This is a genomic window from Enterobacter cloacae complex sp. HYC003_NIDB (assembly GCF_056673375.1).
On sequence record NZ_CP114220.1, the window covers coordinates 4,666,704 to 4,692,228 of the forward strand.

24 protein-coding genes are annotated in these 25,525 nt (G+C 54.8%); 12 read left to right on the forward strand and 12 right to left on the reverse strand.

What is annotated here, in order from left to right; all coding sequences use genetic code 11:
• Window positions 1-7: 7 nt before the first annotated feature.
• The 3 genes from wecA to trxA all read right to left on the reverse strand — a co-directional run bounded on the left by wecA (window position 8) and on the right by trxA (window position 3,284).
• Window positions 8-1,111, reverse strand: a complete 1,104-nt coding sequence (gene wecA, locus O1722_RS22345; RefSeq protein WP_001050933.1) for a UDP-N-acetylglucosamine--undecaprenyl-phosphate N-acetylglucosaminephosphotransferase — start codon at window positions 1,109-1,111, stop codon at window positions 8-10.
• A gap of 242 nt (window positions 1,112-1,353) precedes the next feature.
• Complete coding sequence (rho, locus tag O1722_RS22350) at window positions 1,354-2,613, reverse strand: transcription termination factor Rho (protein ID WP_001054528.1); 1,260 nt, start codon at window positions 2,611-2,613, stop codon at window positions 1,354-1,356.
• Between the two features lie 341 nt (window positions 2,614-2,954).
• The gene (gene trxA / locus O1722_RS22355; protein ID WP_006812392.1) at window positions 2,955-3,284 is read right to left on the reverse strand and encodes a thioredoxin TrxA; all 330 of its coding nucleotides are present in this window, start codon (window positions 3,282-3,284) and stop codon (window positions 2,955-2,957) included.
• A gap of 144 nt (window positions 3,285-3,428) precedes the next feature.
• Between trxA and rhlB the strand changes: the two genes are divergently transcribed.
• Complete coding sequence (gene rhlB, locus O1722_RS22360; RefSeq protein WP_033486963.1) at window positions 3,429-4,697, forward strand: ATP-dependent RNA helicase RhlB; 1,269 nt, start codon at window positions 3,429-3,431, stop codon at window positions 4,695-4,697.
• A 5-nt stretch (window positions 4,698-4,702) separates the two neighbouring features.
• Window positions 4,703-6,187: a guanosine-5'-triphosphate,3'-diphosphate diphosphatase gene (gene gppA, locus O1722_RS22365; protein WP_017383602.1), complete on the forward strand. Its 1,485-nt coding sequence runs from the start codon at window positions 4,703-4,705 to the stop codon at window positions 6,185-6,187.
• Between the two features lie 51 nt (window positions 6,188-6,238).
• Here the strand turns inward: gppA and rep are convergent, their stop codons facing one another.
• Entirely contained in the window at window positions 6,239-8,263 is a 2,025-nt protein-coding gene (gene rep / locus O1722_RS22370) for a DNA helicase Rep (RefSeq protein ID WP_100151274.1), read from the reverse strand.
• Between the two features lie 85 nt (window positions 8,264-8,348).
• On the opposite strand from rep, the gene ppiC reads away from it, so the two are divergent.
• A complete protein-coding gene (gene ppiC, locus O1722_RS22375) occupies window positions 8,349-8,630 on the forward strand; it encodes a peptidylprolyl isomerase PpiC (protein WP_006812396.1) in 282 nt (93 codons plus the stop codon).
• A 54-nt stretch (window positions 8,631-8,684) separates the two neighbouring features.
• On the opposite strand, the gene cysE is transcribed toward ppiC, so the two are convergent.
• From cysE to O1722_RS22400, 5 genes are all read right to left on the reverse strand, one after another.
• Window positions 8,685-9,506 carry a serine O-acetyltransferase gene (gene cysE, locus O1722_RS22380; RefSeq protein WP_022646641.1) on the reverse strand — a complete coding sequence of 274 codons (822 nt, stop codon included), beginning with the start codon at window positions 9,504-9,506 and terminating at the stop codon, window positions 8,685-8,687.
• A 75-nt stretch (window positions 9,507-9,581) separates the two neighbouring features.
• A complete protein-coding gene (gpsA, locus tag O1722_RS22385; protein WP_006812398.1) occupies window positions 9,582-10,601 on the reverse strand; it encodes an NAD(P)H-dependent glycerol-3-phosphate dehydrogenase in 1,020 nt (339 codons plus the stop codon).
• Entirely contained in the window at window positions 10,601-11,068 is a 468-nt protein-coding gene (gene secB, locus O1722_RS22390) for a protein-export chaperone SecB (protein ID WP_014168079.1), read from the reverse strand. Before secB ends, gpsA begins: the two co-directional genes overlap by 1 nt.
• A 31-nt stretch (window positions 11,069-11,099) precedes the next feature.
• Complete coding sequence (gene grxC / locus O1722_RS22395) at window positions 11,100-11,351, reverse strand: glutaredoxin 3 (protein ID WP_003860837.1); 252 nt, start codon at window positions 11,349-11,351, stop codon at window positions 11,100-11,102.
• A gap of 11 nt (window positions 11,352-11,362) precedes the next feature.
• A complete protein-coding gene (locus O1722_RS22400; protein WP_032646787.1) occupies window positions 11,363-11,794 on the reverse strand; it encodes a rhodanese-like domain-containing protein in 432 nt (143 codons plus the stop codon).
• Between the two features lie 248 nt (window positions 11,795-12,042).
• Between O1722_RS22400 and gpmM the strand changes: the two genes are divergently transcribed.
• From gpmM to O1722_RS22415, 3 genes are read left to right on the forward strand one after another with little or no spacing between them, the layout of a single operon-like run.
• Complete coding sequence (gene gpmM / locus O1722_RS22405; protein WP_032646785.1) at window positions 12,043-13,587, forward strand: 2,3-bisphosphoglycerate-independent phosphoglycerate mutase; 1,545 nt, start codon at window positions 12,043-12,045, stop codon at window positions 13,585-13,587.
• A 33-nt stretch (window positions 13,588-13,620) separates the two neighbouring features.
• The gene (envC, locus tag O1722_RS22410; RefSeq protein ID WP_026094345.1) at window positions 13,621-14,880 is read left to right on the forward strand and encodes a murein hydrolase activator EnvC; all 1,260 of its coding nucleotides are present in this window, start codon (window positions 13,621-13,623) and stop codon (window positions 14,878-14,880) included.
• A 3-nt stretch (window positions 14,881-14,883) separates the two neighbouring features.
• Window positions 14,884-15,816 (forward strand): divergent polysaccharide deacetylase family protein, encoded by a 933-nt coding sequence (locus O1722_RS22415; protein WP_033486964.1) that lies wholly within the window; start codon window positions 14,884-14,886, stop codon window positions 15,814-15,816.
• Window positions 15,817-15,827: 11 nt separating this feature from the next.
• Here the strand turns inward: O1722_RS22415 and O1722_RS22420 are convergent, their stop codons facing one another.
• Window positions 15,828-16,628: a glycosyltransferase family 2 protein gene (locus tag O1722_RS22420; RefSeq protein WP_033486965.1), complete on the reverse strand. Its 801-nt coding sequence runs from the start codon at window positions 16,626-16,628 to the stop codon at window positions 15,828-15,830.
• A gap of 205 nt (window positions 16,629-16,833) precedes the next feature.
• On the opposite strand from O1722_RS22420, the gene O1722_RS22425 reads away from it, so the two are divergent.
• Window positions 16,834-18,039: a glycosyltransferase gene (locus O1722_RS22425; protein WP_033486967.1), complete on the forward strand. Its 1,206-nt coding sequence runs from the start codon at window positions 16,834-16,836 to the stop codon at window positions 18,037-18,039.
• A 15-nt stretch (window positions 18,040-18,054) separates the two neighbouring features.
• Window positions 18,055-18,969, forward strand: a complete 915-nt coding sequence (locus O1722_RS22430; RefSeq protein ID WP_015570028.1) for a hypothetical protein — start codon at window positions 18,055-18,057, stop codon at window positions 18,967-18,969.
• 26 nt (window positions 18,970-18,995) lie between these two features.
• Here O1722_RS22430 and tdh read toward each other — a convergent pair whose 3' ends face one another.
• Window positions 18,996-20,024: an L-threonine 3-dehydrogenase gene (gene tdh, locus O1722_RS22435; RefSeq protein ID WP_017383610.1), complete on the reverse strand. Its 1,029-nt coding sequence runs from the start codon at window positions 20,022-20,024 to the stop codon at window positions 18,996-18,998.
• A 9-nt stretch (window positions 20,025-20,033) separates the two neighbouring features.
• On the reverse strand, window positions 20,034-21,230 hold the full coding sequence (kbl, locus tag O1722_RS22440) for a glycine C-acetyltransferase (RefSeq protein ID WP_015570030.1): 1,197 nt from the start codon (window positions 21,228-21,230) through the stop codon (window positions 20,034-20,036).
• A 213-nt stretch (window positions 21,231-21,443) separates the two neighbouring features.
• On the opposite strand from kbl, the gene rfaD reads away from it, so the two are divergent.
• The 4 genes from rfaD to O1722_RS22460 are packed head-to-tail and all read left to right on the forward strand — an operon-like array spanning window position 21,444 to window position 25,525.
• Entirely contained in the window at window positions 21,444-22,376 is a 933-nt protein-coding gene (gene rfaD, locus O1722_RS22445; RefSeq protein WP_003860858.1) for an ADP-glyceromanno-heptose 6-epimerase, read from the forward strand.
• Window positions 22,377-22,378: 2 nt separating this feature from the next.
• The gene (rfaF, locus tag O1722_RS22450; RefSeq protein ID WP_015570031.1) at window positions 22,379-23,425 is read left to right on the forward strand and encodes an ADP-heptose--LPS heptosyltransferase RfaF; all 1,047 of its coding nucleotides are present in this window, start codon (window positions 22,379-22,381) and stop codon (window positions 23,423-23,425) included.
• Window positions 23,426-23,428: 3 nt separating this feature from the next.
• On the forward strand, window positions 23,429-24,412 hold the full coding sequence (gene rfaC / locus O1722_RS22455; RefSeq protein WP_033486968.1) for a lipopolysaccharide heptosyltransferase RfaC: 984 nt from the start codon (window positions 23,429-23,431) through the stop codon (window positions 24,410-24,412).
• 3 nt (window positions 24,413-24,415) lie between these two features.
• Complete coding sequence (locus tag O1722_RS22460) at window positions 24,416-25,525, forward strand: glycosyltransferase family 9 protein (RefSeq protein WP_017693958.1); 1,110 nt, start codon at window positions 24,416-24,418, stop codon at window positions 25,523-25,525.

The following is a 25,525-nucleotide window of genomic DNA, read 5'->3' on the forward strand; positions in this document are numbered from 1 at the left end:
CCCGGTTTTACTTAGTTAATGTTGTGTTTTTGCCACTGTTCCGACGCATCCTGCGTTTTAAACGTTTAATAAAACGCGCGACTTTCCATGCACGCTTGATGCAGTAACCGTACATGAAAAATGCTAGCAAGAATAATACCAACATTACCCATTCAGGAATGAAATGTGCGTATTCCGCGGCTACGCCAATCGCAGCCAGAATAGCAGCCGCAAGCGTAATCAACACAAATGCCTGACGAGACGTGAAGCCGGCGCGCATAATCAGGTGATGAATATGCTGCCGATCGGGAGAAAACGGGCTCATCCCTTTACGCAGACGGCGGTACATTATAGCGACCATGTCCATCAGCGGGATGGCGATAATCCAGAGAGCCGTTACCGGGCTGATAGGGTGCGTTTTACCCTGCGTGGTTTCCAGCAGGACCCAGATAACCGTAAAGCCAATCAGGGTACTGCCCGCATCGCCCATAAAGACTTTATAGCGACGCCCTAACACACCCAGATTCAGGCAGATGTAAGGCAGGATGGCGGCAATCATGGCAAAGCACCACATTGACAGGCTGTACTGGCCGTCAAACCATAAGATGATGCCGATAGCGCCAAACGAAACAGAGGACAGCCCACCGAGCAGACCGTCTATACCGTCTACCATGTTAAAGGCGTTGATAGCCGCCCACACGGCAAACAGCGTCAGGAAGAAGCCGAATGGCCCAAGCACCAGCTCCCAGGGACCAAACACGTAGCCTAGGCTTCTTAGATAGAGGCCGCCTACCACCATCATAATGATGCCAATGGCCGCCTGTACCGTCGCGCGGAACTTCACGCTGATATCAAAACGATCATCAAGGGCGCCGACCAGTACCAGCACACCGGCACATGCCAGGTAGAGTGCGGCATGGGGGATATAGTAATCCGCGATCCCGAATGTGAAACAGATGCCTGCGTATACCGAAATGCCGCCCACCAGCGGAATAAGCCCCTGATGACGTTTACGGAAGTTCGGTTTGTCCACTAACCCAATTCTTTTTGCTACCTTGCGCGCAATGAACAAAAAACAGGTTGTGAATAAAAAAATACTGATCAGCTCAGTTACAGCAGTGAGTAGATTCACAATGGATTGCTCTCAACAAATGTTAGTCCCGGAAGTATAACCATGAAGCCTCTGCCTCAGAAGGATTAAAGATGGCTCATCACAACTCCCTTTGTATGTTTTTCAATCAATTATTTCTTTGACTGTGCAAACCTTCTTATTTTCGCACCGACAGGTCTAAATTGGGAGTGTGTGGTAATAGCGTATAGTCCATAAATAAAAAACGCCACGTAAAAACGTGGCGTTTACTGGGATTATTTGCGTTACGAGCGTTTCATCATGTCGAAGAAATCGTCGTTCGTTTTGGTCATCGCCAGTTTGTTAATGAGGAATTCCATTGCGTCGATTTCGCCCATTGGATGGATGATTTTACGCAGGATCCACATTTTCTGAAGCTCTTCCTGAGTGGTAAGCAGCTCTTCTTTACGGGTACCGGAACGGTTGTAGTCGATCGCCGGGAAGACGCGTTTTTCTGCGATTTTACGAGAAAGGTGCAGTTCCATGTTGCCTGTACCTTTAAACTCTTCGTAGATAACTTCGTCCATTTTGGAGCCGGTATCGATCAGCGCCGTCGCGATAATGGTCAGGCTACCGCCCTCTTCCACGTTACGCGCCGCACCGAAGAAACGCTTCGGACGATGCAGGGCGTTAGCATCCACACCACCGGTCAGTACTTTACCGGAAGCCGGCACCACGGTGTTGTAGGCACGCGCCAGACGGGTAATGGAGTCGAGCAGGATGATCACGTCTTTCTTGTGCTCAACCAGGCGTTTCGCCTTCTCGATGACCATTTCCGCAACCTGAACGTGGCGAGAAGCAGGCTCGTCGAAGGTAGACGCAACCACTTCCCCTTTCACCAGACGCTGCATCTCGGTTACTTCTTCCGGACGTTCGTCAATCAGCAGCACCATCAGCACACAGTCTGGATGGTTGTAAGCAATGCTCTGCGCGATGTTTTGCAGCAGCATGGTTTTACCGGCTTTTGGCGGCGCCACAATCAGACCACGCTGGCCACGACCAATTGGCGATGCCAGATCCAGCACACGAGCGGTTAAGTCTTCAGTAGACCCGTTACCACGCTCCATGCGCAGACGAGAGTTAGCGTGCAGCGGCGTTAAGTTCTCGAACAGGATCTTATTGCGGGAGTTTTCCGGTTTGTCGTAGTTAACTTCGTTAACCTTCAACAGCGCAAAGTAGCGTTCACCCTCTTTTGGAGGACGAATCTTACCTGAAATGGTGTCACCAGTGCGGAGGTTGAAACGGCGGATTTGGCTAGGGGATACGTAGATGTCGTCAGGGCCGGCGAGGTAGGAGCTGTCTGCGGAGCGGAGGAAACCAAATCCGTCTTGCAGTATCTCCAGCACACCGTCGCCAAAGATATCTTCGCCACTCTTAGCGTGCTGCTTCAGGATGGCGAAAATGATGTCCTGCTTGCGCATACGAGCCTGGTTTTCCAGTCCCATATTTTCGCCGAGAGTGATCAGCTCAGAAACCGGCGTATTCTTTAATTCGGTAAGATTCATAATGGTGTGGGTTCTTAAACTCGGGGTGATTCTCGAACTTAATGTTGTGAATGGTATGGCAGGGTCATCCATGCCTGTTTAGCGGCCATCACCTCATGTCTGTTCGCTGTCTGGTCACAGGGAAAGAACGCAGAACTGAAACGACAAGACGGATTGAGTGACAAGCCCGGAATCTAGCAACTTCACGCACTGTTTAAGTTAACAACGGGAAGTATCGGGTAAAACAAGATTCAAACAACAAGATATGTTTAAAACGTAGTCATAGCTAACTTAGCACGACTAAAGCCGGGCGTCCAGAGCTCGCCGTTAATTAGGCGTTCTGGACGCTCGGCTGAGAAACCTTACGCCAGGTTAGCGTCCAGGAACTCTTTCAGTTGACCTTTGGACAGTGCGCCCACTTTGGTCGCCGCCACGTCACCGTTCTTGAACAGCAGCAGGGTCGGGATGCCACGGATACCGTATTTTGGCGCGGTGCCCGGGTTCTGGTCGATGTTCAGCTTGGCAACGGTCAGTTTGCCCTGATATTCGTCAGCGATTTCATCCAGAATCGGAGCGATCATTTTGCAAGGACCACACCATTCAGCCCAGAAATCAACGAGGATCAGCCCGTCAGCTTTAAGTACGTCCGTGTCAAAACTGTCGTCAGTCAGGTGAATAATTTTATCGCTCATATATAACTCCACAGGAATAAGCCTGGTACGTTGGTTTTGTCTCCACCAACGACGTGTTGATGTCGCATTAACCAACTAAAGGTTGACTTTATTTCACCGGATACGCTTTCGTAAAGCAATAGTAAGCTGATATTCTACCACACTATGAGCAAAACACATTTAACAGAACAGAAGTTTTCCGACTTCGCCCTGCACCCAAAGGTGATCGAAGCCCTTGAAACTAAAGGGTTTCATAACTGCACGCCCATTCAGGCTCTCGCCCTGCCGCTGACGCTGGCCGGTCGCGACGTTGCAGGGCAGGCGCAAACCGGTACTGGCAAAACGATGGCGTTTTTAACGTCAACGTTTCATTATTTACTTTCTCACCCGGCGATTGCAGACCGCAAAGTTAACCAGCCGCGCGCGCTAATTATGGCCCCGACGCGAGAACTGGCGGTACAGATCCACGCAGACGCTGAGCCCCTGGCGCAAGCCACCGGCCTGAAACTTGGCCTGGCCTATGGCGGCGACGGCTACGATAAACAGCTGAAAGTGCTGGAAAGCGGCGTCGATATCCTGATTGGGACCACCGGCCGTCTTATCGACTACGCCAAACAGAACCATATCTACCTCGGCGCAATCCAGGTCGTGGTGCTGGATGAAGCAGACCGCATGTACGATCTGGGCTTCATTAAAGACATCCGCTGGCTGTTCCGCCGTATGCCTGCGGCAAACCAGCGTCTGAACATGCTGTTCTCCGCTACCCTGTCATACCGCGTGCGTGAACTCGCATTCGAGCAGATGAACAATGCGGAATATGTGGAAGTAGAACCGGAGCAGAAAACCGGGCACCGCATTAAAGAAGAGCTCTTCTATCCTTCTAATGAAGAGAAAATGCGCCTGCTGCAAACCCTGATCGAAGAAGAGTGGCCGGATCGCGCAATTATCTTCGCGAACACCAAACACCGCTGTGAAGATATCTGGGGTCACCTGGCGGCAGATGGGCACCGTGTGGGCCTGCTGACCGGCGACGTGGCGCAGAAAAAACGCCTGCGCATTCTCGACGAATTTACTCGTGGCGACCTTGATATTCTGGTCGCGACCGACGTGGCGGCCCGTGGCCTGCACATTCCAGCCGTGACGCACGTCTTTAACTATGACCTGCCAGATGACTGTGAAGACTATGTACACCGTATCGGTCGTACCGGTCGTGCCGGCGCAAGCGGTCACTCCATCAGCCTTGCGTGTGAAGAGTATGCGCTGAATCTTCCGGCCATTGAGACCTACATCGGTCACTCTATTCCACAGAGCAAATACAATCCGGACGCGCTGTTGAGCGAACTGCCGCCACCTAAGCGCCTTACCCGTCCACGCTCCGGCAATGGTCCGCGTCGTTCCGGCGGTGCACCGCGTAATCGTCGTCGTTCAGGTTAAAAAATATGCTCAGCTCCACCTCGCTTTATGCGGCAATTGATCTCGGTTCGAATAGTTTTCATATGCTGGTTGTGCGCGAGGTGGCGGGAAGCATACAAACGCTGACGCGCATTAAGCGCAAGGTCCGCCTCGCGGCGGGCCTGAGCAGCGATAATCACCTCTCCCCGGAAGCCATGGAACGTGGCTGGCAGTGTCTGCGTCTGTTTGCAGAACGTTTGCAGGATATCCCGCTCAGTCAAATTCGCGTTGTTGCCACGGCGACCCTTCGTCTGGCGGTTAACGCTGGCGATTTCATTGCCAGAGCACAGGAAATTCTGGGCTGTCCGGTGCAGGTCATCAGCGGTGAAGAAGAAGCGCGTCTGATTTATCAGGGTGTGGCGCATACGACCGGCGGCGACGATCGTCGTCTGGTGGTCGATATCGGTGGCGCCAGTACCGAACTGGTCACGGGCACAGGCGCGCAGGCGACGTCGCTCTTCAGCCTGTCGATGGGCTGTGTGACCTGGCTGGAACGCTACTTTACCGATCGAAACCTTGCCAAAGAGAATTTTGACGAGGCGGAAAACGCGGCGCGTGCGGTCCTGCGCCCGGTTATGGACGAACTGCGCTATCACGGCTGGAAAGTGTGTGTCGGCGCGTCCGGAACCGTTCAGGCGTTGCAGGAAATCATGATGGCACAGGGAATGGACGAGCGGATCACGCTTGCCAAACTCCAGCAGCTTAAACAGCGCGCCATCCAGTGTGGTCGTCTGGAAGAGCTTGAAATAGAAGGGCTGACGCTCGAACGCGCGCTGGTTTTCCCCAGTGGGCTCGCCATTCTGATCGCCATTTTTACTGAACTGAATATCCAGTGTATGACCCTGGCAGGCGGTGCGCTGCGCGAAGGTCTGGTCTACGGAATGCTGCACCAGTCGGTCGATCAGGACATCCGTAGCCGTACGCTGCGTAACGTTCAGCGCCGCTTTATTGTTGATATCGACCAGGCACACAGAGTGAGTCAACTGGCGTCACTGTTTGCCGATCAGGTGAAAAAAAGCTGGGATATTGAACCGTTAAGCCGCGATCTGCTGCTAAGCGCCTGTGCGCTACATGAAATTGGTCTCAGCGTGGAGTACAAGCAGGCACCGCTGCACGCGGCCTGGCTGGTGCGTAATCTCGATTTACCGGGCTATACGCCCGCCCAGAAGAAGCTGCTGGCCACCCTGCTGCTAAATCAGACTAACGCCGTCGATCTCTCTTCCCTTCACCAGCAGAACGCTGTACCGCCGCGCGTGGCGGAGCATCTGTGTCGTCTGCTTCGCCTGGCGATCCTGTTTGCCAGCCGGCGTCGTGATGATTTGCTGCCAGCCATTACGCTGGCGGCAGACGATGAGAAACTGACGCTGACGCTACCGGAAAACTGGCTTGAGGATCATCCGCTTGGGGCGGAACTGATTGAGCAGGAGTACCAGTGGCAGAGCTATGTGCACTGGGCGCTTGATGTGAAGTGACCCTTTGAAGCGTGCCGGGTGGCGGCTTCGCCTTACCCGGCCTGCAAATAGTTATCCCTTCTCTTTGGCTTTTGCCAGCATCGCGCGAATGTTTGCCACGTTTGCCTGCCCTTTGTGCATACGCTCTTCAGCGGTAATGACTTTACGCTCCTGCTCCCAGATAAGATCGTCCTGAGGCAACTCCAGCAGAAAACGGCTCGGCTCCGGGCGCACCAGCTCACCATACTGACGGCGCTCTTTGCACAGCGTAAACGTCAGCTCCTTCTGCGCACGAGTGATCCCCACGTAGGCCAGACGGCGCTCTTCGTCGACGTTATCTTCATCAATGCTGCTCTGGTGCGGCAATAAGCCCTCTTCCATCCCCACCAGATAGACATACGGGAACTCCAGCCCTTTCGAGGCATGTAACGTCATTAGCTGAACCTGATCGGCCTCTTCTTCGCTTTCGCCGCGCTCCATCATATCGCGCAGCGTGAAGCGGGTGACCACCTGCGTCAGGGTCATGGGCTCGTCAATCTCAGATCCTTCAAGCATTTCGGTCATCCAGCTGAAGAGCTGGTTAACGTTTTTCATCCGCATCTCGGCTGCTTTCGGGCTGGCAGAGGTTTCATACAACCAGGATTCGTAATCAATGCCGTGGATCAGATCGCGTACAGCCGCCACAGGCTCGCGCTCTGCCAGACGCTGCACCTCACCCAGCCAGTGGGTAAAGCGGGTTAAGGCGTCATAGCCGCGCCCGGTCAGGGTCTGGCTCAGCCCCATATCGAAGCTGGCGGTGAACAGGCTTTTGTTGCGGGTCATCGCCCATCCACCCAGTTTTTGCAGCGTCGCAGAGCCAATCTCGCGTTTCGGCGTATTCACGATGCGCAGGAAAGCGCTGTCGTCATCCGGGTTGGTCAGCACGCGCAGATAGGCCAGCAGATCCTTGATTTCGGGACGCGAAAAGAACGACGTACCGCCGGAGATTTTGTAGGGGATGCGGTTCTGCATCAGCATCTTTTCAAAGACGCGCGACTGGTGGTTTCCGCGATAGAGGATCGCGTAATCCTTGTATTCAGTTTTGTTGACGAAGTGATGAGCAATCAGCTCGCCCGTTACGCGCTCCGCTTCGTGCTCTTCGTTGTTGGCGCTTAGCACTTTCAGCTCGGTGCCGTAACCCAGTTCGGAGAACAGGCGCTTCTCAAAGACGTGCGGGTTATTGGCAATCAGGATGTTCGCCGCCTTCAGGATACGCCCGGAAGAACGGTAGTTCTGCTCCAGTTTAATCACCTGCAACGCCGGGAAGTCTTTGCTCAGTAGCACCAGGTTTTGCGGACGCGCGCCACGCCATGAGTAAATCGACTGATCGTCATCGCCTACGACGGTAAAGCGTGCACGCTGCCCTACCAGCAGCTTCACCAGCTCGTACTGGCTGGTGTTGGTATCCTGGTATTCATCCACCAGCAGGTAACGAATTTTGTTCTGCCAGCGCTCGCGTACCTCTTCATTCCGCTGAAGCAGCAGCGTCGGCAGCAGGATCAGATCGTCGAAATCCAGGACGTTACAGGCTTTCATATGCGCGTCGTACAGACCGTAGCAGTGGGCAAAGATGCGGTCGCGCTCGCCTTTGGCGCTTGCCGCTGCCTGGGCCGGCGTCATCAGATCGTTTTTCCAGTTCGAGATCGTCGAGATCAGCTGTTGCAACAGAACTTTGTCATCTTCGATCAGCCCTTCCGTCAGCTCTTTAAGCAGCGCCACCTGGTCGGTGTCATCAAAGAGAGAAAAGTTGGACTTCATGCCCAGCGCCGCGTATTCGCGCTTGATAATATCCAGACCCAGCGTGTGGAAGGTGGAGATCATCAGCCCGCGCGCCTCTTTACGGCCCAGCGTCTGGCCGACGCGCTCTTTCATCTCACGCGCCGCTTTGTTGGTAAAGGTGACCGCCGCGATATGGCGCGCCTGGTATCCACAACCCCGAATTAAGTGGGCGATTTTGTTGGTGATCACGCGTGTTTTACCGGATCCCGCTCCCGCCAGCACCAGGCAGGGTCCGGTGACGAATTCGACAGCTTGTTGTTGTCCGGGGTTTAAACGCATAAATGGTCACTCAATGAAAGTCGGGAGAGGAGGAAAAACGCGTGGTAGTATACCGACCGTAAACTAGTCGACTCAAGGCACGATCATGGCAAAAACAGCAGCAGCACTGCATATCCTTGTTAAAGAAGAGAAACTGGCACAGGATCTGCTCGAACAGATTAAAAACGGCGCCGACTTCGGCAAACTGGCGAAGAAACACTCGATTTGCCCGTCAGGCAAACGCGGTGGTGACTTAGGCGAGTTCCGCCAGGGCCAGATGGTCCCGGCGTTTGATAAAGTGGTCTTCTCCTGCCCGGTGCTGGAGCCAACTGGCCCACTGCACACACAATTCGGCTATCACATTATCAAAGTGTTATACCGCAACTAATCAAAAGCCCGGTGCACTGACTCACCGGGCTTTTTTATTTAGGTGTTCCGGCGTTCAGATACCGTCGCCGTATTCGAAGGTGTGATGAATACCGTTGAAGTGCTGATCCATATCCATCGACGGCTTATCGCTGTCTGGCTTACCGACGATGCGCGCCGGGACGCCAGCGGCGGTGGTGTGCGGCGGTACAGGCTGGAGCACAACCGACCCCGCGCCAATCTTCGCGCCGCGTCCGACTTCAATATTGCCGAGGATTTTAGCGCCCGCGCCAATCATCACCCCTTCACGGATTTTCGGATGGCGATCGCCGCTGGTTTTACCGGTACCGCCCAGCGTAACGGATTGCAGGATCGACACGTCATCTTCGATCACCGCCGTTTCCCCGACAACAATGCCGGTGGCGTGATCGAGCATGATCCCGCGGCCAATTTTCGCCGCCGGGTGAATATCGACCTGGAAGGTCACGGAAACCTGGTTTTGCAGGAAGATGGCCAGCGCGCGGCGTCCCTCATTCCATAACCAGTGGCCGATGCGGTACGCCTGTAAGGCGTGGAAGCCTTTGAGATACAGTAGCGGCGTGGAGTATTTATCCACCGCCGGGTCTCGCGTGCGCACAGCCTGGATGTCGCAGGCGGCAGAAGCAATCATCTCCGGATCTGCGGCGTAGGCCTCTTCCACCACCTCGCGAATCGCGATAGCAGGCATGATAGGGGAAGCCAATTTATTGGCGAGCATATAGCTCAGGGCGCTGCCGAGATTTTCGTGCTTAAGTAGCGTCGCGTGATAGAAACTGGCCAGCATGGGCTCACAGTCGGCCAACGCTCGGGCTTCGGCTTTAATATTATTCCAGACGATATCCAGTTCTTCACACGGCATTGCTTGCTCCAGACGATAGTTAATGACCAGCCAGTTCTGCGCTGGCTGGGTCATTCAGGTGACGATACTTCCCGGCTAATTGCTGCTGCGCTCGTCCTTGCGCGCACGACCTAATAAGGTCAATGCTGCCTCGCGCGCATTTTTTCCGCAATACAATACCTGATAAATTTCCTCGGTTATTGGCATTTCAACACCGAAACGGTGCGCCAGTTCGCGAACTTCCTTGGTATTGCGATAGCCTTCAACCACCTGACCAATCTTCTCCTGCGCGCTTTTTACATCGCTGCCCTGTCCGAGCATCATGCCAAAGCGGCGGTTACGCGACTGGTTATCGGTGCAGGTCAGCACCAGGTCGCCCAGCCCTGCCATTCCCATAAAGGTGGCCGGATCGGCACCCAGCGCTTCGCCCAGGCGGGACATTTCGGTCAGACCACGGGTGATCAGCGCAGTACGCGCATTCGCGCCGAAACCGATGCCGTCAGACATCCCGGCCCCGATGGCAATGACGTTCTTCACCGCGCCGCCCAGCTGCACGCCGATAAAATCGGGGTTGCTGTACACGCGGAAGCTTTTGCCGCAGTGCAGCAGTTGCTGAAGATCGTCGGAAAATGCCTGGTCGGTGGACGCCAGCGAAATCGCCGTCGGCAAGCCCGCAGCCAGCTCTTTGGCAAACGTCGGCCCGGAGATCACCGCCAGCGGGATCGCTGTTCCCAGCGCTTCGCGGGCAACGTCCTGCAACAGACGTCCGGTTTCCGCTTCCAGCCCCTTCGTCGCCCACACAATACGCGCATCCGCACGCATCAGCGGCTTAATCTGACGCAGGACTTCGCCAAACACATGGCTTGGCACCACAATCAAAATATTGCGGCTGGCCGCCAGCGCGGTCGCGAGGTCGCTTTCCAGATACAGGGAGTCAGGGAACGGAACGTCCGGGAGAAACGCCACATTGCAGCGGTCGTGTTGCAACGTCGCGATATGTTTTGGATCGTGGCCCCACAGGACCACGTCGTGACCATTTCTTGCCAGGGTGATGGCAAGAGCGGTGCCGTAAGAGCCGGCACCGATCACAGTCATTGACGCATTAACAGTGCTCATCAGGCATCCTGATGTTGTTCGGTACCTTCGCCAGCCTGCTGCTGTAGATAGTTCATGAACAGCGCATCAAAGTTTACTGGCGCAAGGTTCAGTTGCGGGAATGTACCGCGAGAAACCAGGCTGGTGATGCATTCACGGGCATACGGGAACAGGATGTTCGGGCAGTATGCACCCAGGCAATGCGCCATCTGGTTGCCTTCGATGCCGCCGATGGAGAAGATACCGCCCTGCTGAACTTCGCACAGGAATGCGGTTTCTTCGCCCAGAGAGGCGGTCACGGTGACACGCAGTACGACTTCATACACATCATCCGCCAGCTGGGTGGATGCGGTATCCAGATCAAGTTTAACCTCTGGCTGCCAGTCTTTCTGGAAAACGTGCGGCGCATTTGGCGCTTCGAAAGAGACATCCTTGGTGTAGATGCGCTGGATCTGGAAAGTCATCTCGGTGTTGTTTTGTTCTGACATGGAAAAACCCTTTTTAATTGTCCTAAAGTCTCTAGCTCAGCAGCGGATCGAGTCCGCCACGAGCGTCGAGCGCATACAAGTCATCACAGCCGCCAATGTGCTGCGCATCAATAAAAATCTGTGGAACCGTTGTGCGACCACTGCGTTGGATCATCTCTTCGCGTTTAATCGCGTCACCATCGATCGGCAGTTCCTTGAACGTTACGCCTTTGCTGGACAGCAGCGCTTTCGCTCGGTGGCAGAACGGGCACGTTGCTTTGGTGTAGATCTCAATATTGGCCATCACTTAACTCCTTATTTACCGCGCACTAAAGGAAGATTCTCCCCGCTCCAGCCGGAGATGCCTTCTTTCAGCACCATTACGTTTTCAAAGCCTGCTTTATGCAGTGCGCTGGCAGATTCCTGCGCCTGCATGCCAGTGCCGTCAACAACAATAATCGGCTGGGCTTTATGCTTCTCCAGCTCACCAATGTTGTTCGCTTTAATTTCCGCGGGCAGCAGGTTGATAGCACCTGCGATGTGGCCCTTGCGGAAATCGTCGCGCTGACGCAGATCGACAACCACGGCGTCCTCTTTGTTGATCAGACGTGTCGCTTCACCGCGGGTGATCACCTTAATTTTAGACGTCAGTCCCTTAAATGTGGTGAACAGTACAGCGACCAGCAGGCCAATCCACGCGATGCTCAGAACCGGGTGGCGGCTAACGAATTGCATAATTTCTTGCATGGGGGGTAACAACTCCCGACTAAGTGATTAAAAAAACCAGGACAGGAGTATACCTGTGCGCTGTGGCAAATACAGCCAGCGACATAAAGCTAATCTATTTTCTGCGGCATGCCACGTAAAAAAAGCCTCAAAATGGCTTGAGAACAGCATTGCCCCCGCGCTTTCTTTGATCTTCTGCGGCTATTTTATCGATTCAGCTGTAGTAAAATTACGCAAATTTTTTGTCTCTTGAGCATGAGGTTGTCGCAATGTCGGTTTCTAAAAAACCTATGGTACTGGTGATTCTGGATGGCTATGGCTACCGTGAAGATCAACAGGATAACGCCATTTTCAACGCCAAAACCCCGGTTATGGATGCGCTATGGGCAAAACGTCCCCACACCCTGATTGATGCGTCTGGCCTGGAAGTGGGTCTGCCAGATCGTCAGATGGGCAACTCTGAAGTGGGTCACGTTAACCTGGGTGCGGGCCGTATCGTTTATCAGGACCTGACGCGCCTGGACGTTGAAATCAAAGAACGTACATTCTTTGCCAACCCAACGCTCACCGGAGCGGTTGATAAAGCCGTTGCCGCAGGCAAGGCCGTTCACATTATGGGTCTGCTCTCTGCGGGCGGCGTTCACAGCCACGAAGATCACATCATGGCGATGGTAGAACTGGCCGCCGAGCGCGGTGCGGAAAAAATCTATCTGCACGCCTTCCTGGATGGTCGCGATACGCCGCCACGCAGCGCAAAAGGTTCTCTTGAAGCGTTTGAAGATAAATTTGCCGCACTGGGCAAAGGCCGCGTGGCGTCCATCGTTGGCCGTTACTATGCCATGGACCGTGACAACCGCTGGGACCGCGTTGAGCAAGCCTATGATCTGCTGACCCTGGCAAAAGGCGAGTTCCAGTTCCCGACCGCCGTTGAAGGCCTGGAAGCAGCTTACGCGCGTGATGAAAACGACGAATTTGTGAAGGCAACCGTGATCCGCGCTGAAGGCCAGGCCGATGCCGCCATGGAAGATGGCGATGCGCTGATCTTCATGAACTTCCGTGCTGACCGCGCGCGCGAAATCACCCGCGCCTTCGTCAACAGCGATTTCGACGGTTTCGCCCGTAAGAAAGTGGCGAAGATCGATTTCATCCAGTTGACCGAGTATGCAGCGGATATCAAAGCCCCATGCGCGTATCCACCCGCTTCCCTGGAAAATACCTTCGGCGAGTGGATGGCGAAAAACGATAAAACGCAGCTGCGCATCTCCGAAACTGAGAAGTATGCGCACGTGACCTTCTTCTTTAACGGCGGCGTAGAAGAGCCGTTTAAAGGCGAAGACCGCATCCTGATTAACTCGCCGAAAGTCGCCACTTACGATCTCCAGCCAGAAATGAGCTCTGCGGAGCTGACCGAAAAACTGGTGGCCGCGATCGAAAGCGGTAAATACGACACCATCATCTGTAACTATCCGAATGGCGACATGGTGGGCCACACCGGCGTGATGGAAGCAGCCGTTAAAGCGGTTGAAGCGCTGGACCACTGCGTTGAGCAGGTCGCGAAAGCGGTTGAATCCGTGGGCGGCCAGCTGCTGATCACCGCTGACCACGGTAACGCAGAACAGATGCGTGATCCGGCAACCGGTCAGGCGCATACCGCCCATACCAACCTGCCTGTTCCACTGATTTATGTAGGTGATAAATCAGTGAAAGCTGTGGAAGGCGGCAAGCTTTCCGACATCGCGCCAACCATGTTGTCGCTGATGGGTATGGAAATCCCTGAAGAGATGACTGGCAAGCCGCTGTTCATCGTGGAATAATCGCTCCCCATGAGGGGAAAGGCGATTTTTTCAATCACATGGGTCGTGAAGCCGCTTCGGTTATCAGTCAGACCTCTGCTTTGCGCCAGCGCACTCAGCGCTGGCGTATTGCTGTGCGCCGCATCCGCCCACGCGGATGACCGCGATCAGCTTAAATCCATTCAGGCCGATATCGCCGCCAAAGAGCGTGCGGTACGTCAGCAACAGCAGCAGCGCGCCACCCTGCTCGCCCAGCTTAAAAAGCAGGAAGAGGCCATTTCCGCCGCCGCGCGTAAGCTGCGTGAAACACAAAACACCCTTGCCCAGCTCAATAAGCAAATCGATGAAATGAACGCGTCGATTGCGAAACTGGAGCGTCAGCGCGATGCCCAGGAGCGGAACCTTGCTGCACAGCTTGATGCTGCTTTCCGTCAGGGTGAGCACACAGGCCTTCAGCTGATCCTCAGCGGTGAAGAGAGCCAGCGTGGTCAGCGTTTACAGGCCTATTTCGGCTATCTAAACCAGGCGCGTCAGGAGACCATTGCGCAGCTGAAACAGACGCGCGAAGAAGTCACCACGCAAAAAGCCGAGCTGGAAGAGAAGCAGAGCCAGCAGCAAACGCTGCTCTACGATCAGCAGGCGCAGCAGGAGAAGCTTGAGCAGGCGCGCAATGAGCGTAAGAAGACGCTCGCCGGGCTGGAGTCCTCTATCCAGGCAGGACAAAGCCAGCTGAGCGAAATGCGCGCCAACGAATCCAGACTGCGTAACAGCATTGCCCGGGCAGAAGCCGCGGCCAAAGCGCGCGCCGAAAAAGAAGCGCGCGAAGCGCAGGCGGTGCGTAATAAGCAGCAGGAAGCCTCCCGGAAAGGCACCACCTACAAACCGACTGAAAATGAACGTTCCCTGATGTCGCGTACCGGCGGCCTCGGCTCCCCGCGTGGTCAGGCTTACTGGCCCGTTCGCGGTACGATCCTGCATCGCTATGGCGAACAGTTGCAGGGTGAGCTACGTTGGAAGGGGATCGTTATCGGTGCGTCTGAAGGTAGCGAAGTGAAAGCCATCGCCGATGGCCGCGTGATCCTGGCCGACTGGCTACAGGGTTATGGGCTCGTGGTGGTGGTTGAACACGGTAAAGGCGATATGAGTCTTTACGGCTACAACCAGAGCGCGCTGGTCAGCGTTGGCACCCAGGTGCGCGCGGGTCAACCCATTGCCCTTGTGGGCAGCAGTGGCGGTCAGGGCCGCCCGTCACTCTATTTCGAAATTCGTCGTCAGGGTCAGGCGGTCAATCCACAGCCGTGGTTGGGAAGATAGGTTTTGCTTCAATTTCGTCGAATTGTTGTTTCCGTAGTCAGCGCACTGGCGCTGGCTGCACCGGTTTATGCAGGCAAACTCGCGATTGTGATTGATGACTTCGGTTATCGACCACACTATGAAAATCAGGTGCTGGCGATGCCGCCAGCCATCTCTGTCGCCGTCCTGCCTAATGCGCCTCACGCGCATGAAATGGCGACCAAAGCGCACAATGGCGGCCATCAGGTCCTCATCCATCTGCCGATGGCCCCCCTCAGCAAGCAGCCGCTGGAAAAAGATACCCTGCGCCCGGACATGAGCAGCGACGAGATCGATCGCATCATCCGCGATGCGTACAATAAAGTGCCGTATGCCGTGGGTCTGAATAACCATATGGGCAGCGCGATGACCTCCAGCCTGTACGGTATGCTGAAAGTGATGCAGGCGCTGGAGCGTTACAATCTCTATTTCCTCGACAGCATGACCATCGGCAACAGCCAGGCGATGCGTGCCGCTCAGGGGACGGGGGTAAAAGTCATCAAGCGCAAAGTATTCCTGGACGACTCCCAGAACGAAGCGGATATCCGCGTGCAGTTCAACCGCGCGGTACAGCTGGCGCGCCGTAACGGTTCGGCGATTGCCATTGGGCATCCGCATCCGTCTACCGTTCGCGTTTTGCAGCAAATGTTGTCGGGCTTACCCGCCGATATTACGCTGGTGCGTCCGAGCGATCTGCTCAATGAACCTCAGGTGGATACTTCTCGTCCGGGTAGCGCGCAACCACCCGCAACGCAGCCGCGTAATCCATTCCGCGGCGTGAAGAACTGCACGCTGAAACAGCCGCCTGAACCGGTCTATGCAACCCGCTTCTTCTCGGTGATTGGCGAAAGCATCAGCAGCAGTACACTGGTTAAATACGTCCAGCAACAGTGGCAGGGTTGGGGAAAAAAAGCCTGATCGGCTAACGCCTATTCTGCCAGATAAGAGTCCGACTGCTCTTTTGCAACGGACTCTCTCTTTTCCCGATCCTGATACCAGGCCTTGAAATACTTCAAAAAACTGTACGCCGTGGCATAAAACCCTGTCACCACACCTACTTTGCCCTGACGCCACGCACCACTAAACAGATACCATTTGAAAAACGCGCCGATAGCGCTGATCGCGCCGCGACCAAGAGAGGGACGTATCGTCTGATATTGAACCAGGCGAGTGGTATATCCGTTTAATTTATTAAAAAGTTCATGCAGCGAATGAAACGTCTCATGTCTGACATAACCTGGAATACGTTCAGAACGGAGAAAACCTTCAACCTGATCGTCTACTGGCCGGTTATTAAATCGCGACTGCGTACGGTTAAAAAGACGCACCGGATAATCCGGTGATGAGACGGGATAAATCGTTCGGACATTTTCTCCCAAAACAAACCAGTGACGACATATCCGCCACGCCATATCCGGTTCGGGTTCATCGCCCATTTTTAATTTTAAAATAGCATCAACGGTTTCTTGATCGAGTATTTCGTCACTGTCCATGCACAGCACCCAGTCGTTATGCACATGGGATACGGCATGGTTCATCTGCTCGCCGTGCCAGCTATATTTTTTGAATATAGGCGACAATCCATAACTCTGGCAAATATATATCGTCGAGTCTGTACTTCCGGAATCCACTATAACGAATTCATCTGCTATTTTTAAAAGAGGAGGAATAACATCGTGCAACGTTCTTTCGGAGTTAAACGTTAATAAGCAGACCGTTATTTTAAACATATTTTCACTCTCTCAATAACGACATAAAATTTTTCACTCATACTATCGAATTGAGAAGAGGCGATTAAAGTCTTAAATCGCACTTTTAAAATAAGCGCGTTTAAAATGTTTTCTTGTAAAAAGACAAAGAAATACAAAAAATCTATTTTATTTCAGTAAATTCTTTATAATGCGGTCAGATGAAGGGTAGCATACGGATTCAGACATGCCGCAAAAACGTAAAATCCTCCTCCTGGACACGGGCAAAGAATGGGGGGGAGGTACCAACAGTATGCTTGAGCTTCTGAAGCGAATCAACCGCGACAAATTCGACATTACCTGTTGTTTTTACAGTGATTATAGTCGTGCTGAAGGTCAAACGATTGGCCAGGTGCTCAATAGCATTGGGATCCCGCTACTCGTTATCCCTCAACGTAAGCAACCGGCATGGGCAAAACTCCTGAAAGAAGCGGGACGTGGTCTGCTGTTTTTCTCGCGTTCAGCGCGCAAAGCATTTACGCGGCATATCGATACCCTGTGGCGCATTCGCCCCAACGTCAGCAAGATCGAGACCATTTTCAGAGAAGGTGGTTTCGATACGCTGTATATGAACAACCAGCCAGGCTCTAACGAAGAAGGGTATCTGGCGGGCGCAAACCTGCATGCGCGGATAATCCAGCACTGCCGGATTGAACCGGTGCTGACCCCGCCGCTGGTGAAGCTGGTGAATACCCATGCCACAAAAATTATCGCCGTCTCGCATGGCGTTGAACGCGTGCTACTTCAGCATGGCGTCCGGCCCGAGCTGTGTACCACGGTCAACAACGCCATCGACATCCACCAGCCTTTGCCCGACCGACGCGCGATGCGCCAGCGCCTGAACATTGATGACGACACGTTTGTGTTCGGCAGCATTGGCTCGCTAATCCCTCGCAAAGCCAACCACCATACGCTGGAGGCGCTGGCACAGTTCAGCCAGAGGCACCCGCAGGCAAAATGGAAGATGGTGCTGGTCGGTGAAGGGGCGGAGCGCGGCGCACTGGCGGCACAGGCTGACGCGCTGGGTATTGCTGAGCACGTCATTTTTACCGGTTTCCAGAACACGCCTTTTGACTATCTCGCCACCTTTGACGCATTTATTCTGGCCTCGAAGAGCGAAGGTCTGCCGCGCGTCGTGCTGGAGGCAATGCTGCTAAATATTCCCGTGATTGGTTCAAAGGTGACCGGCACGGCAGAATTGATCGATCATGAGTCGACCGGCCTGCTGTTTCCCTGGAGCGACGTGTCGCAACTTGCTCAACATCTGGATAATATCTGGCAGGATCCTGCTCTGCGCGCCCGGCTCGCCGCTGCCGCACACCAGAATGTCTGCAACATGTATGCCATTGAAAGCTATGTTAACGGTGTCGAGGCCGTTCTTGGCGCGCAATAACCAAACGAGAAGAACATGTTTAAATTCCTGAATGCTCGCTACCGCCACATTACCGGGCGTCATAACATTCCTTACGCTTCCCTTCCGGTCACGCGCGATCTCGTTGCGGTGGATTCCATTGTGATCCCGTGTACGGGCGCGGATTTCGTCGAAGAGGCGTTATTGTCAGCGACCTTTGCAGAGCGTTATGCCACCGACGTCAGCGAGATTGTTATCGTCAGCGATCAGCCTGAATCCGCTTTCGGCGAGCTGCCGCCAAAAACCCGCGTTGTTACCCTCACGCTTCCAAAACGTGAAGAAGGTTACCGCTATAAGCAGATCTACCTCAGTCGTCTGGTGAAGCTTAACGCTCCGTTGCAGGCGCGCGGTGAAGGTGTGCTGATGATCGACTCCGATCTCAACCTGCTTAAAATGCCAGAGATCAACATGGCGGATATGCACATCTACTCCAGCTTCCGTCAGGGCAAAATGATTGCCAAGCTGGACGGCGCGCCAGCGGAGAAAGTGCCGGCATATTACAAAGAAACGGTGCGTCCGTATCTGGTCGATCACGTTAACGGCGCGTTTCTTGCCGCCACCAAAAAGACCTGGCGCCGTATCTGCCCGCTGTGGCTGACGCTGTTCCAGGATACCTGGGAGCTGATGGACGACACGCAGCCGCCGACCGATCAGCTGCCGCTCGCTGCGCTGCTGGACATGCTGGATGTTAAAACGGTTAACCTGGGCGACTGGATGAACTGGCCGGTCTCCAAGAAGATCGGCGGACAGGAAGCCGTTGTGCCGAAAGAGGTGATTGGCGCGCACGGTGGTTTCCCGCTTTCCGAATGGCAGAAGTATCTGGAATCGCCGGATAACAAACTGCTGTTCAAAGGCCAGGATTACACCCGCAAGGTGCGCTACCTGACGGACGAAGAGAAAAAGAATCAGTAAAAAAGGGGCCGCTGGCCCCTTTTTAATTACTTATCCCAGCTCAGGATCACTTTCCCTGACTGGCCGGACCGCATTGCGTCAAAGCCCTGCTGGAACTCATCGATGGAGAAACGGTGAGTGATAATCGGGGACAGATCCAGACCGGACTGGATCAGCGCGGCCATCTTGTACCAGGTTTCGAACATCTCACGGCCATAGATGCCCTTAATGAACAGCCCCTTGAAGATGACTTTGTTCCAGTCAATGGACATATCTGACGGCGGAATACCCAGCATCGCGATACGGCCACCGTGGTTCATGGTGTCGAGCATGGTGCGGAACGCCGGTGGCGCGCCGGACATCTCCAGACCCACGTCAAAGCCTTCGGTCATGCCCAGCTCTTCCATCACATCGGTCAGGCTCTCTTTCGAGACATCCACCGCGCGGGTGACGCCCATTTTGCGCGCCAGCGACAGGCGGTATTCGTTCACGTCGGTGATCACCACGTTGCGCGCACCCACATGCTTCGCCACGGCTGCCGCCATAATGCCGATGGGGCCCGCGCCGGAAACCAGCACGTCTTCACCCACCAGGTCGAAGGAGAGCGCCGTGTGTACCGCGTTGCCGAACGGGTCGAAGATGGAGGCCAGATCGTCAGAGATATTGTCCGGGATTTTGAACGCGTTAAACGCCGGGATCACCAGGTATTCCGCGAAGCAGCCCGGACGGTTCACGCCCACGCCGACGGTGTTGCGGCACAGGTGGGTACGCCCACCGCGACAGTTACGGCAGTGACCGCAGGTAATGTGGCCTTCACCGGAGACGCGATCGCCAATGTTGAAGCCTTTTACTTCCTGGCCGATACCCACCACTTCGCCGACATATTCGTGACCGACAACCATCGGTACCGGAATGGTTTTCTGCGACCACTGGTCCCAGTTGTAGATGTGAACGTCAGTACCGCAGATGGCGGTTTTACGAATTTTGATCAGCAGATCGTTATGACCGACTTCCGGCTCCGGCACGTCGGTCATCCAAATCCCTTCTTCCGCTTTCAGTTTGGATAACGCTTTCATCATACGTCCTCAGGCAATGACGCCCAGCTGTTTGCCGATGCGGGTAAAGGCTTCCACCGCACGTTCAATTTGTTCAGGCGAGTGCGCCGCAGACATCTGGGTGCGGATACGCGCCTGACCTTTTGGTACCACCGGGAAGAAGAACCCGGTCACGTAAATCCCTTCTTTCTGAAGCTCACGAGCAAATTTCTGCGCGACAACCGCGTCGCCCAGCATCACCGGAATGATCGCGTGATCGGCACCGGCCAGGGTGAATCCTGCGGCACTCATTTTTTCACGGAACAGGCGGGCGTTAGCCCACAGGCGGTCGCGCAGCTCAGCCCCGGATTCCACCATCTCCAGCACTTTAATGGAGGCAGCCACAATCGCCGGCGCCAGGGAGTTGGAGAACAGATACGGGCGGGAGCGCTGGCGCAGCCACTCGACCACCTCTTTACGCGCGGCGGTGTAGCCGCCAGACGCGCCGCCGAGCGCTTTGCCCAGCGTACCGGTGATGATATCCACGCGGCCCATTACGTCGCAGTATTCGTGGGAGCCACGACCGTTTTCGCCGACAAAACCGACCGCGTGAGAGTCATCCACCATCACCAGCGCGTCGTATTTATCCGCCAGATCGCACACGCCCTTCAGGTTGGCGATCACACCGTCCATGGAGAACACGCCGTCGGTGGCGATCAGGACGTGGCGAGCCCCCGCTTCACGGGCCTCTTTCAGGCGCGCTTCCAGCTCCACCATGTCGTTGTTGGCGTAGCGGAAACGCTTCGCTTTGCACAGGCGTACGCCGTCGATGATGGAGGCGTGGTTCAGGGCGTCGGAGATAATCGCGTCTTCTGCGCCGAGCAGGGTCTCAAACAGACCGCCGTTGGCGTCGAAGCAGGAGGAGTACAGAATCGCGTCTTCCATTCCGAGGAAGTTCGCCAGCTTTTGCTCAAGCTGCTTGTGGCTGTCCTGCGTACCGCAGATAAAGCGAACGGAGGCCATACCGAAACCGTGGGTGTCCATGCCGTTTTTCGCCGCGGCAATTAGCTCAGGGTGATTCGCAAGACCTAAATAGTTGTTCGCGCAAAAGTTGATCACATGGCTGCCGTCGGCAACGGTGATGTCCGCCTGCTGGGCAGACGTGATAATACGCTCTTCTTTGAACAACCCTTCCGCACGTGCGGTGTCGAGGTCGCTGTTTAACTGTTTGTAAAAATCACCACGCATTGCAATTCTCCAGACTCGGCAAATTTTGGCACATATTACCCAAACCAATAGTTCATGACGAGATGACGCAGTATCTCTTCTCGTTTTTGCAGCATAAATCACGCGTACCCCTGCTGCATATCGGTGAATGGCTGAAGCCTAAGCATTGTGATGATATGATAAAGAGATTAGCGTTCGGGATATTCCCCGACTCATACTTCAAAGGTTACAGTTATGATCATCGTTACTGGCGGCGCGGGCTTTATCGGCAGCAATATTGTTAAGGCCCTCAATGACAAAGGCATCACCGACATTCTGGTGGTGGACAACCTGAAAGACGGCACCAAGTTCGTGAACCTGGTGGATCTGAACATCGCTGACTACATGGATAAAGAAGACTTCCTTATCCAGATTATGGCGGGTGAAGAGTTCGGCGAGATCGAAGCCATCTTCCACGAAGGTGCTTGCTCCTCCACCACCGAGTGGGACGGCAAGTACATGATGGATAACAACTATCAGTACTCCAAAGAGCTCCTGCACTACTGCCTGGAGCGTGAAATTCCGTTCCTGTACGCCTCTTCCGCGGCAACTTACGGTGGGCGCACTTCAGATTTCATCGAATCCCGCGAATATGAGCAGCCGCTGAACGTTTACGGTTACTCCAAGTTCCTGTTTGATGAGTACGTACGTCAGATCCTGCCAGAAGCGAACTCGCAGATTGTCGGCTTCCGCTACTTCAACGTCTACGGGCCGCGCGAAGGCCACAAAGGCAGCATGGCGAGCGTGGCGTTCCACCTGAACACCCAATTAAATAACGGCGAAAGCCCGAAACTGTTCGAAGGCAGCGACGGCTTCAAGCGTGACTTCGTCTACGTGGGCGATGTGGCGGCAGTAAACCTGTGGTTCCTGGAAAATGGCGTGTCCGGCATTTTCAACCTGGGCACTGGCCGCGCGGAATCCTTCCAGGCGGTGGCAGACGCGACGCTGGCGTACCATAAGAAAGGCAGCATCGAGTACATTCCGTTCCCGGATAAGCTGAAAGGCCGCTACCAGGCATTCACCCAGGCGGACCTGACTAACCTGCGCGCCGCAGGCTACGACAAGCCGTTCAAGACCGTTGCCGAAGGCGTAACGGAATATATGGCCTGGCTGAACCGCGACGCATAAGCATGAAAATTCTGGTGATCGGCCCGTCATGGGTGGGCGACATGATGATGTCGCAAAGTCTCTATCGCACGCTCAAGGCGCGTTATCCCCAGGCGATAATCGACGTGATGGCACCCGCATGGTGCCGTCCGCTGTTATCGCGTATGCCGGAAGTGAACGAGGCGATCCCGATGCCGCTCGGACACGGCGCGCTGGAAATCGGTGAACGCCGCAAACTCGGCCACAGCCTGCGCGAGAAACGCTATGACCGCGCGTACGTGCTGCCTAACTCCTTCAAATCCGCCCTTGTGCCCTTCTTTGCGGGCATCCCGCACCGTACCGGCTGGCGCGGTGAAATGCGCTACGGCCTGCTGAACGACGCCCGGGTGCTGGATAAAGAGGCCTGGCCGCTGATGGTGGAGCGCTACGTGGCGCTGGCCTACGACAAAGGCGTGATGCGCAGCGCGAAAGATCTGCCGCAGCCGCTGCTGTGGCCGCAGCTCCAGGTAAGCGATGGGGAGAAATCCCACACCTGCAACGCATTTGGCATTTCGTCCGAACGCCCGATGATTGGGTTCTGCCCTGGCGCAGAATTCGGTCCGGCAAAACGCTGGCCGCACTATCACTATGCAGAGCTGGCGAAACAGCTTATCGATGAAGGCTATCAGATTGTGCTGTTTGGCTCGGCGAAAGATCATGAGGCGGGCAATGAAATTCTCGCCACGCTGAGCACCGAGCAACAGGCATGGTGCCGCAACCTGGCCGGGGAAACGCAGCTCGAGCAGGCGGTTATCCTCATTGCCGCCTGTAAGGCCGTGGTCAGTAACGACTCTGGCCTGATGCACGTCGCCGCCGCGCTGGACCGCCCGCTGGTCGCGCTGTATGGCCCAAGCAGCCCGGACTTCACGCCGCCGCTGTCGCACAAGGCGCGCGTGATCCGTTTGATCACCGGCTACCACAAGGTGCGCAAAGGCGATGCCGCAGAAGGTTACCATCAGAGCCTGATCGACATTACCCCGCAGCGTGTTCTCGAAGAACTCAACGCACTGCTGTTGAGCGAAGAAGGATAACGGATGCGGGTATTGATCGTTAAAACCTCCTCAATGGGTGATGTTCTGCATACGCTGCCGTCGCTGACGGACGCCATGCGGGCCATTCCCGGCATCCGTTTTGACTGGGTGGTGGAAGAAGGCTTCGCGCAGATCCCCACCTGGCATGAAGCGGTTGATCGCGTGATCCCGGTGGCCATTCGCCGCTGGCGCAAAGCGTGGTTCTCCGCACAGATTAAAGCCGAACGCAAAGCCTTCCGCGAAGCGGTGCAGGCCCGGCGTTACGACGCGATCGTCGACGCCCAGGGGCTGGTGAAAAGCGCCGCGCTGGTCACGCGTCTGGCGCACGGCGTAAAGCACGGCATGGACTGGCAAACCGCCCGCGAACCGCTGGCGAGCCTGTTCTATAACCGTCGCCACCATATTGCGAAGCAGCAGCACGCCGTGGAACGTACCCGCGAGCTGTTCGCTAAGAGTCTCGGCTATGCAAAACCCGACCTCCAGGGTGACTACGCCATCGCACAGCATTTTCTGCGCGAAACGGACAAGGATAGCGCGCCCTATCTGGTTTTCCTGCATGCCACAACGCGCGACGATAAGCACTGGCCGGAAACGCACTGGAGAAGGCTGATTGAACTAATGCAACCTAGCGGTATCCATATTAAACTCCCGTGGGGCGCTGAACATGAGCGGCAGCGAGCGGAACGTCTGGCAGCAGGTTTTTCCCACGTCGAGGTGTTACCCAAACTCACGCTGGCGCAGGTTGCCGCACAGCTGGCGGGCGCTAACGCCGTCGTTTCTGTGGATACAGGGTTAAGCCATTTAACCGCCGCACTGGATCGTCCTAATATCACGATTTTCGGCCCGACCGATCCGGGGTTGATCGGGGGTTACGGTAAAAACCAGCATCAGATGGTTAGCCCTACGCAACAAACGAAGGATATTAGCGCAGATGCTATTTTTTCATTTTTACAGGGCAGCCATCGGCTTTCCAACAGGGATATTTAACCCATGAGTTATGTATTTCTGCTGATTTTACTCTTTCCGGTGAAACTCATCCGGAAGCTGTTTCGAAAGGACACGGGCAAGAACCTTGTCATTCAGACAGCCAAAATCGGTGACTTTATTAATGCGACGCCTCTTCTGGCATATCTGCAAAAAAGCGATGTGTTGATCAGTCGCAGCGTTGGCGCGCTGGCGAAGCATGATGAGACTATTGAGCAGATCTATTTTATTGAGCAGCATAAGCGCAACCTGTGGCGTAAACTGTGCTTCGCGTGCAGGATCATGAACCGCTACGACAACGTCTACCTGCTACAGCCCAACAGCGTGAACCTCTTTTTTGCCGCCGTCTGCAATGCCAAAAACAAACAATTTTTAAGCATTTACACGCGCAGGTGGTATCACGGGATTTTCTATCTCGCGGCCGACGGTACCGTTGAGCATGGCAAAAAAACGCTTTCGGTGACGAACTACCTGAAACTGGCCGACCGCTCGCTCACGTGGCAAGACTCTCCCAAGCACGCCACAAAGCCACTCTTCAAGCCGACGACCTGGCCGGCCATACTTGATAAACCTGGCGTTATCCGCATCGGCATCAGTATTGCGGCGGGCAATAAAGCCAAAACCGTCCCTCCGGTTATCTGGAAGCGGATTGTTGATCAACTTGCTGATTTACCCTGCGAGTTTTATGTCTTCGGCGCGCCAAACGAACAGTCGTGGATGGACGATATCACCCGTCTTTACGGTGACATCCCCAATTTTATCAATCTTATTGGCAAAATTTCGCTGGAAGAGCTTCCCTGGGCCATTTCTAAGATGGACTGCTATATCGCGTCTGACTCGGGGAATGTCTACATCGCAGACGCCGTCGGCGTGCCGGTGGTCCTGCTGTTTGGACCGTGTTGTCACTATGAACAGCGTCCGCTTGGCAATGTGATGCTGATCGGGAATGACGATAACATTTGTTCTTATGTGTTTGAAACGCGCTATTACTTCCCGCAAGAACGGGAAGCGCTATTCTCTGTCACTGACTCCGCGTTACACGATCTTCAGCAGTTTATCCGTACATTACCAAAAGCCCGCTCACTGGCTAGCGCTACCGACGCTCAAGGAAACTAA

Bases quoted from the DNA above. Each gene is read 5' to 3' on its own strand.
- rho (WP_001054528.1), bottom strand. From the start codon at position 2,613: ATGAATCTTACCGAATTAAAGAATACGCCGGTTTCTGAGCTGATCACT.
- trxA (WP_006812392.1), bottom strand. From the start codon at position 3,284: ATGAGCGATAAAATTATTCACCTGACTGACGACAGTTTTGACACGGAC.
- rhlB (WP_033486963.1), top strand. From the start codon at position 3,429: ATGAGCAAAACACATTTAACAGAACAGAAGTTTTCCGACTTCGCCCTG.
- gppA (WP_017383602.1), top strand. From the start codon at position 4,703: ATGCTCAGCTCCACCTCGCTTTATGCGGCAATTGATCTCGGTTCGAAT.
- rep (WP_100151274.1), bottom strand. From the start codon at position 8,263: ATGCGTTTAAACCCCGGACAACAACAAGCTGTCGAATTCGTCACCGGA.
- ppiC (WP_006812396.1), top strand. From the start codon at position 8,349: ATGGCAAAAACAGCAGCAGCACTGCATATCCTTGTTAAAGAAGAGAAA.
- cysE (WP_022646641.1), bottom strand. From the start codon at position 9,506: ATGCCGTGTGAAGAACTGGATATCGTCTGGAATAATATTAAAGCCGAA.
- gpsA (WP_006812398.1), bottom strand. From the start codon at position 10,601: ATGAGCACTGTTAATGCGTCAATGACTGTGATCGGTGCCGGCTCTTAC.
- secB (WP_014168079.1), bottom strand. From the start codon at position 11,068: ATGTCAGAACAAAACAACACCGAGATGACTTTCCAGATCCAGCGCATC.
- grxC (WP_003860837.1), bottom strand. From the start codon at position 11,351: ATGGCCAATATTGAGATCTACACCAAAGCAACGTGCCCGTTCTGCCAC.
- O1722_RS22400 (WP_032646787.1), bottom strand. From the start codon at position 11,794: ATGCAAGAAATTATGCAATTCGTTAGCCGCCACCCGGTTCTGAGCATC.
- gpmM (WP_032646785.1), top strand. From the start codon at position 12,043: ATGTCGGTTTCTAAAAAACCTATGGTACTGGTGATTCTGGATGGCTAT.
- O1722_RS22420 (WP_033486965.1), bottom strand. From the start codon at position 16,628: ATGTTTAAAATAACGGTCTGCTTATTAACGTTTAACTCCGAAAGAACG.
- O1722_RS22425 (WP_033486967.1), top strand. From the start codon at position 16,834: ATGCCGCAAAAACGTAAAATCCTCCTCCTGGACACGGGCAAAGAATGG.
- O1722_RS22430 (WP_015570028.1), top strand. From the start codon at position 18,055: ATGTTTAAATTCCTGAATGCTCGCTACCGCCACATTACCGGGCGTCAT.
- tdh (WP_017383610.1), bottom strand. From the start codon at position 20,024: ATGAAAGCGTTATCCAAACTGAAAGCGGAAGAAGGGATTTGGATGACC.
- kbl (WP_015570030.1), bottom strand. From the start codon at position 21,230: ATGCGTGGTGATTTTTACAAACAGTTAAACAGCGACCTCGACACCGCA.
- rfaD (WP_003860858.1), top strand. From the start codon at position 21,444: ATGATCATCGTTACTGGCGGCGCGGGCTTTATCGGCAGCAATATTGTT.
- rfaF (WP_015570031.1), top strand. From the start codon at position 22,379: ATGAAAATTCTGGTGATCGGCCCGTCATGGGTGGGCGACATGATGATG.
- rfaC (WP_033486968.1), top strand. From the start codon at position 23,429: ATGCGGGTATTGATCGTTAAAACCTCCTCAATGGGTGATGTTCTGCAT.
- O1722_RS22460 (WP_017693958.1), top strand. From the start codon at position 24,416: ATGAGTTATGTATTTCTGCTGATTTTACTCTTTCCGGTGAAACTCATC.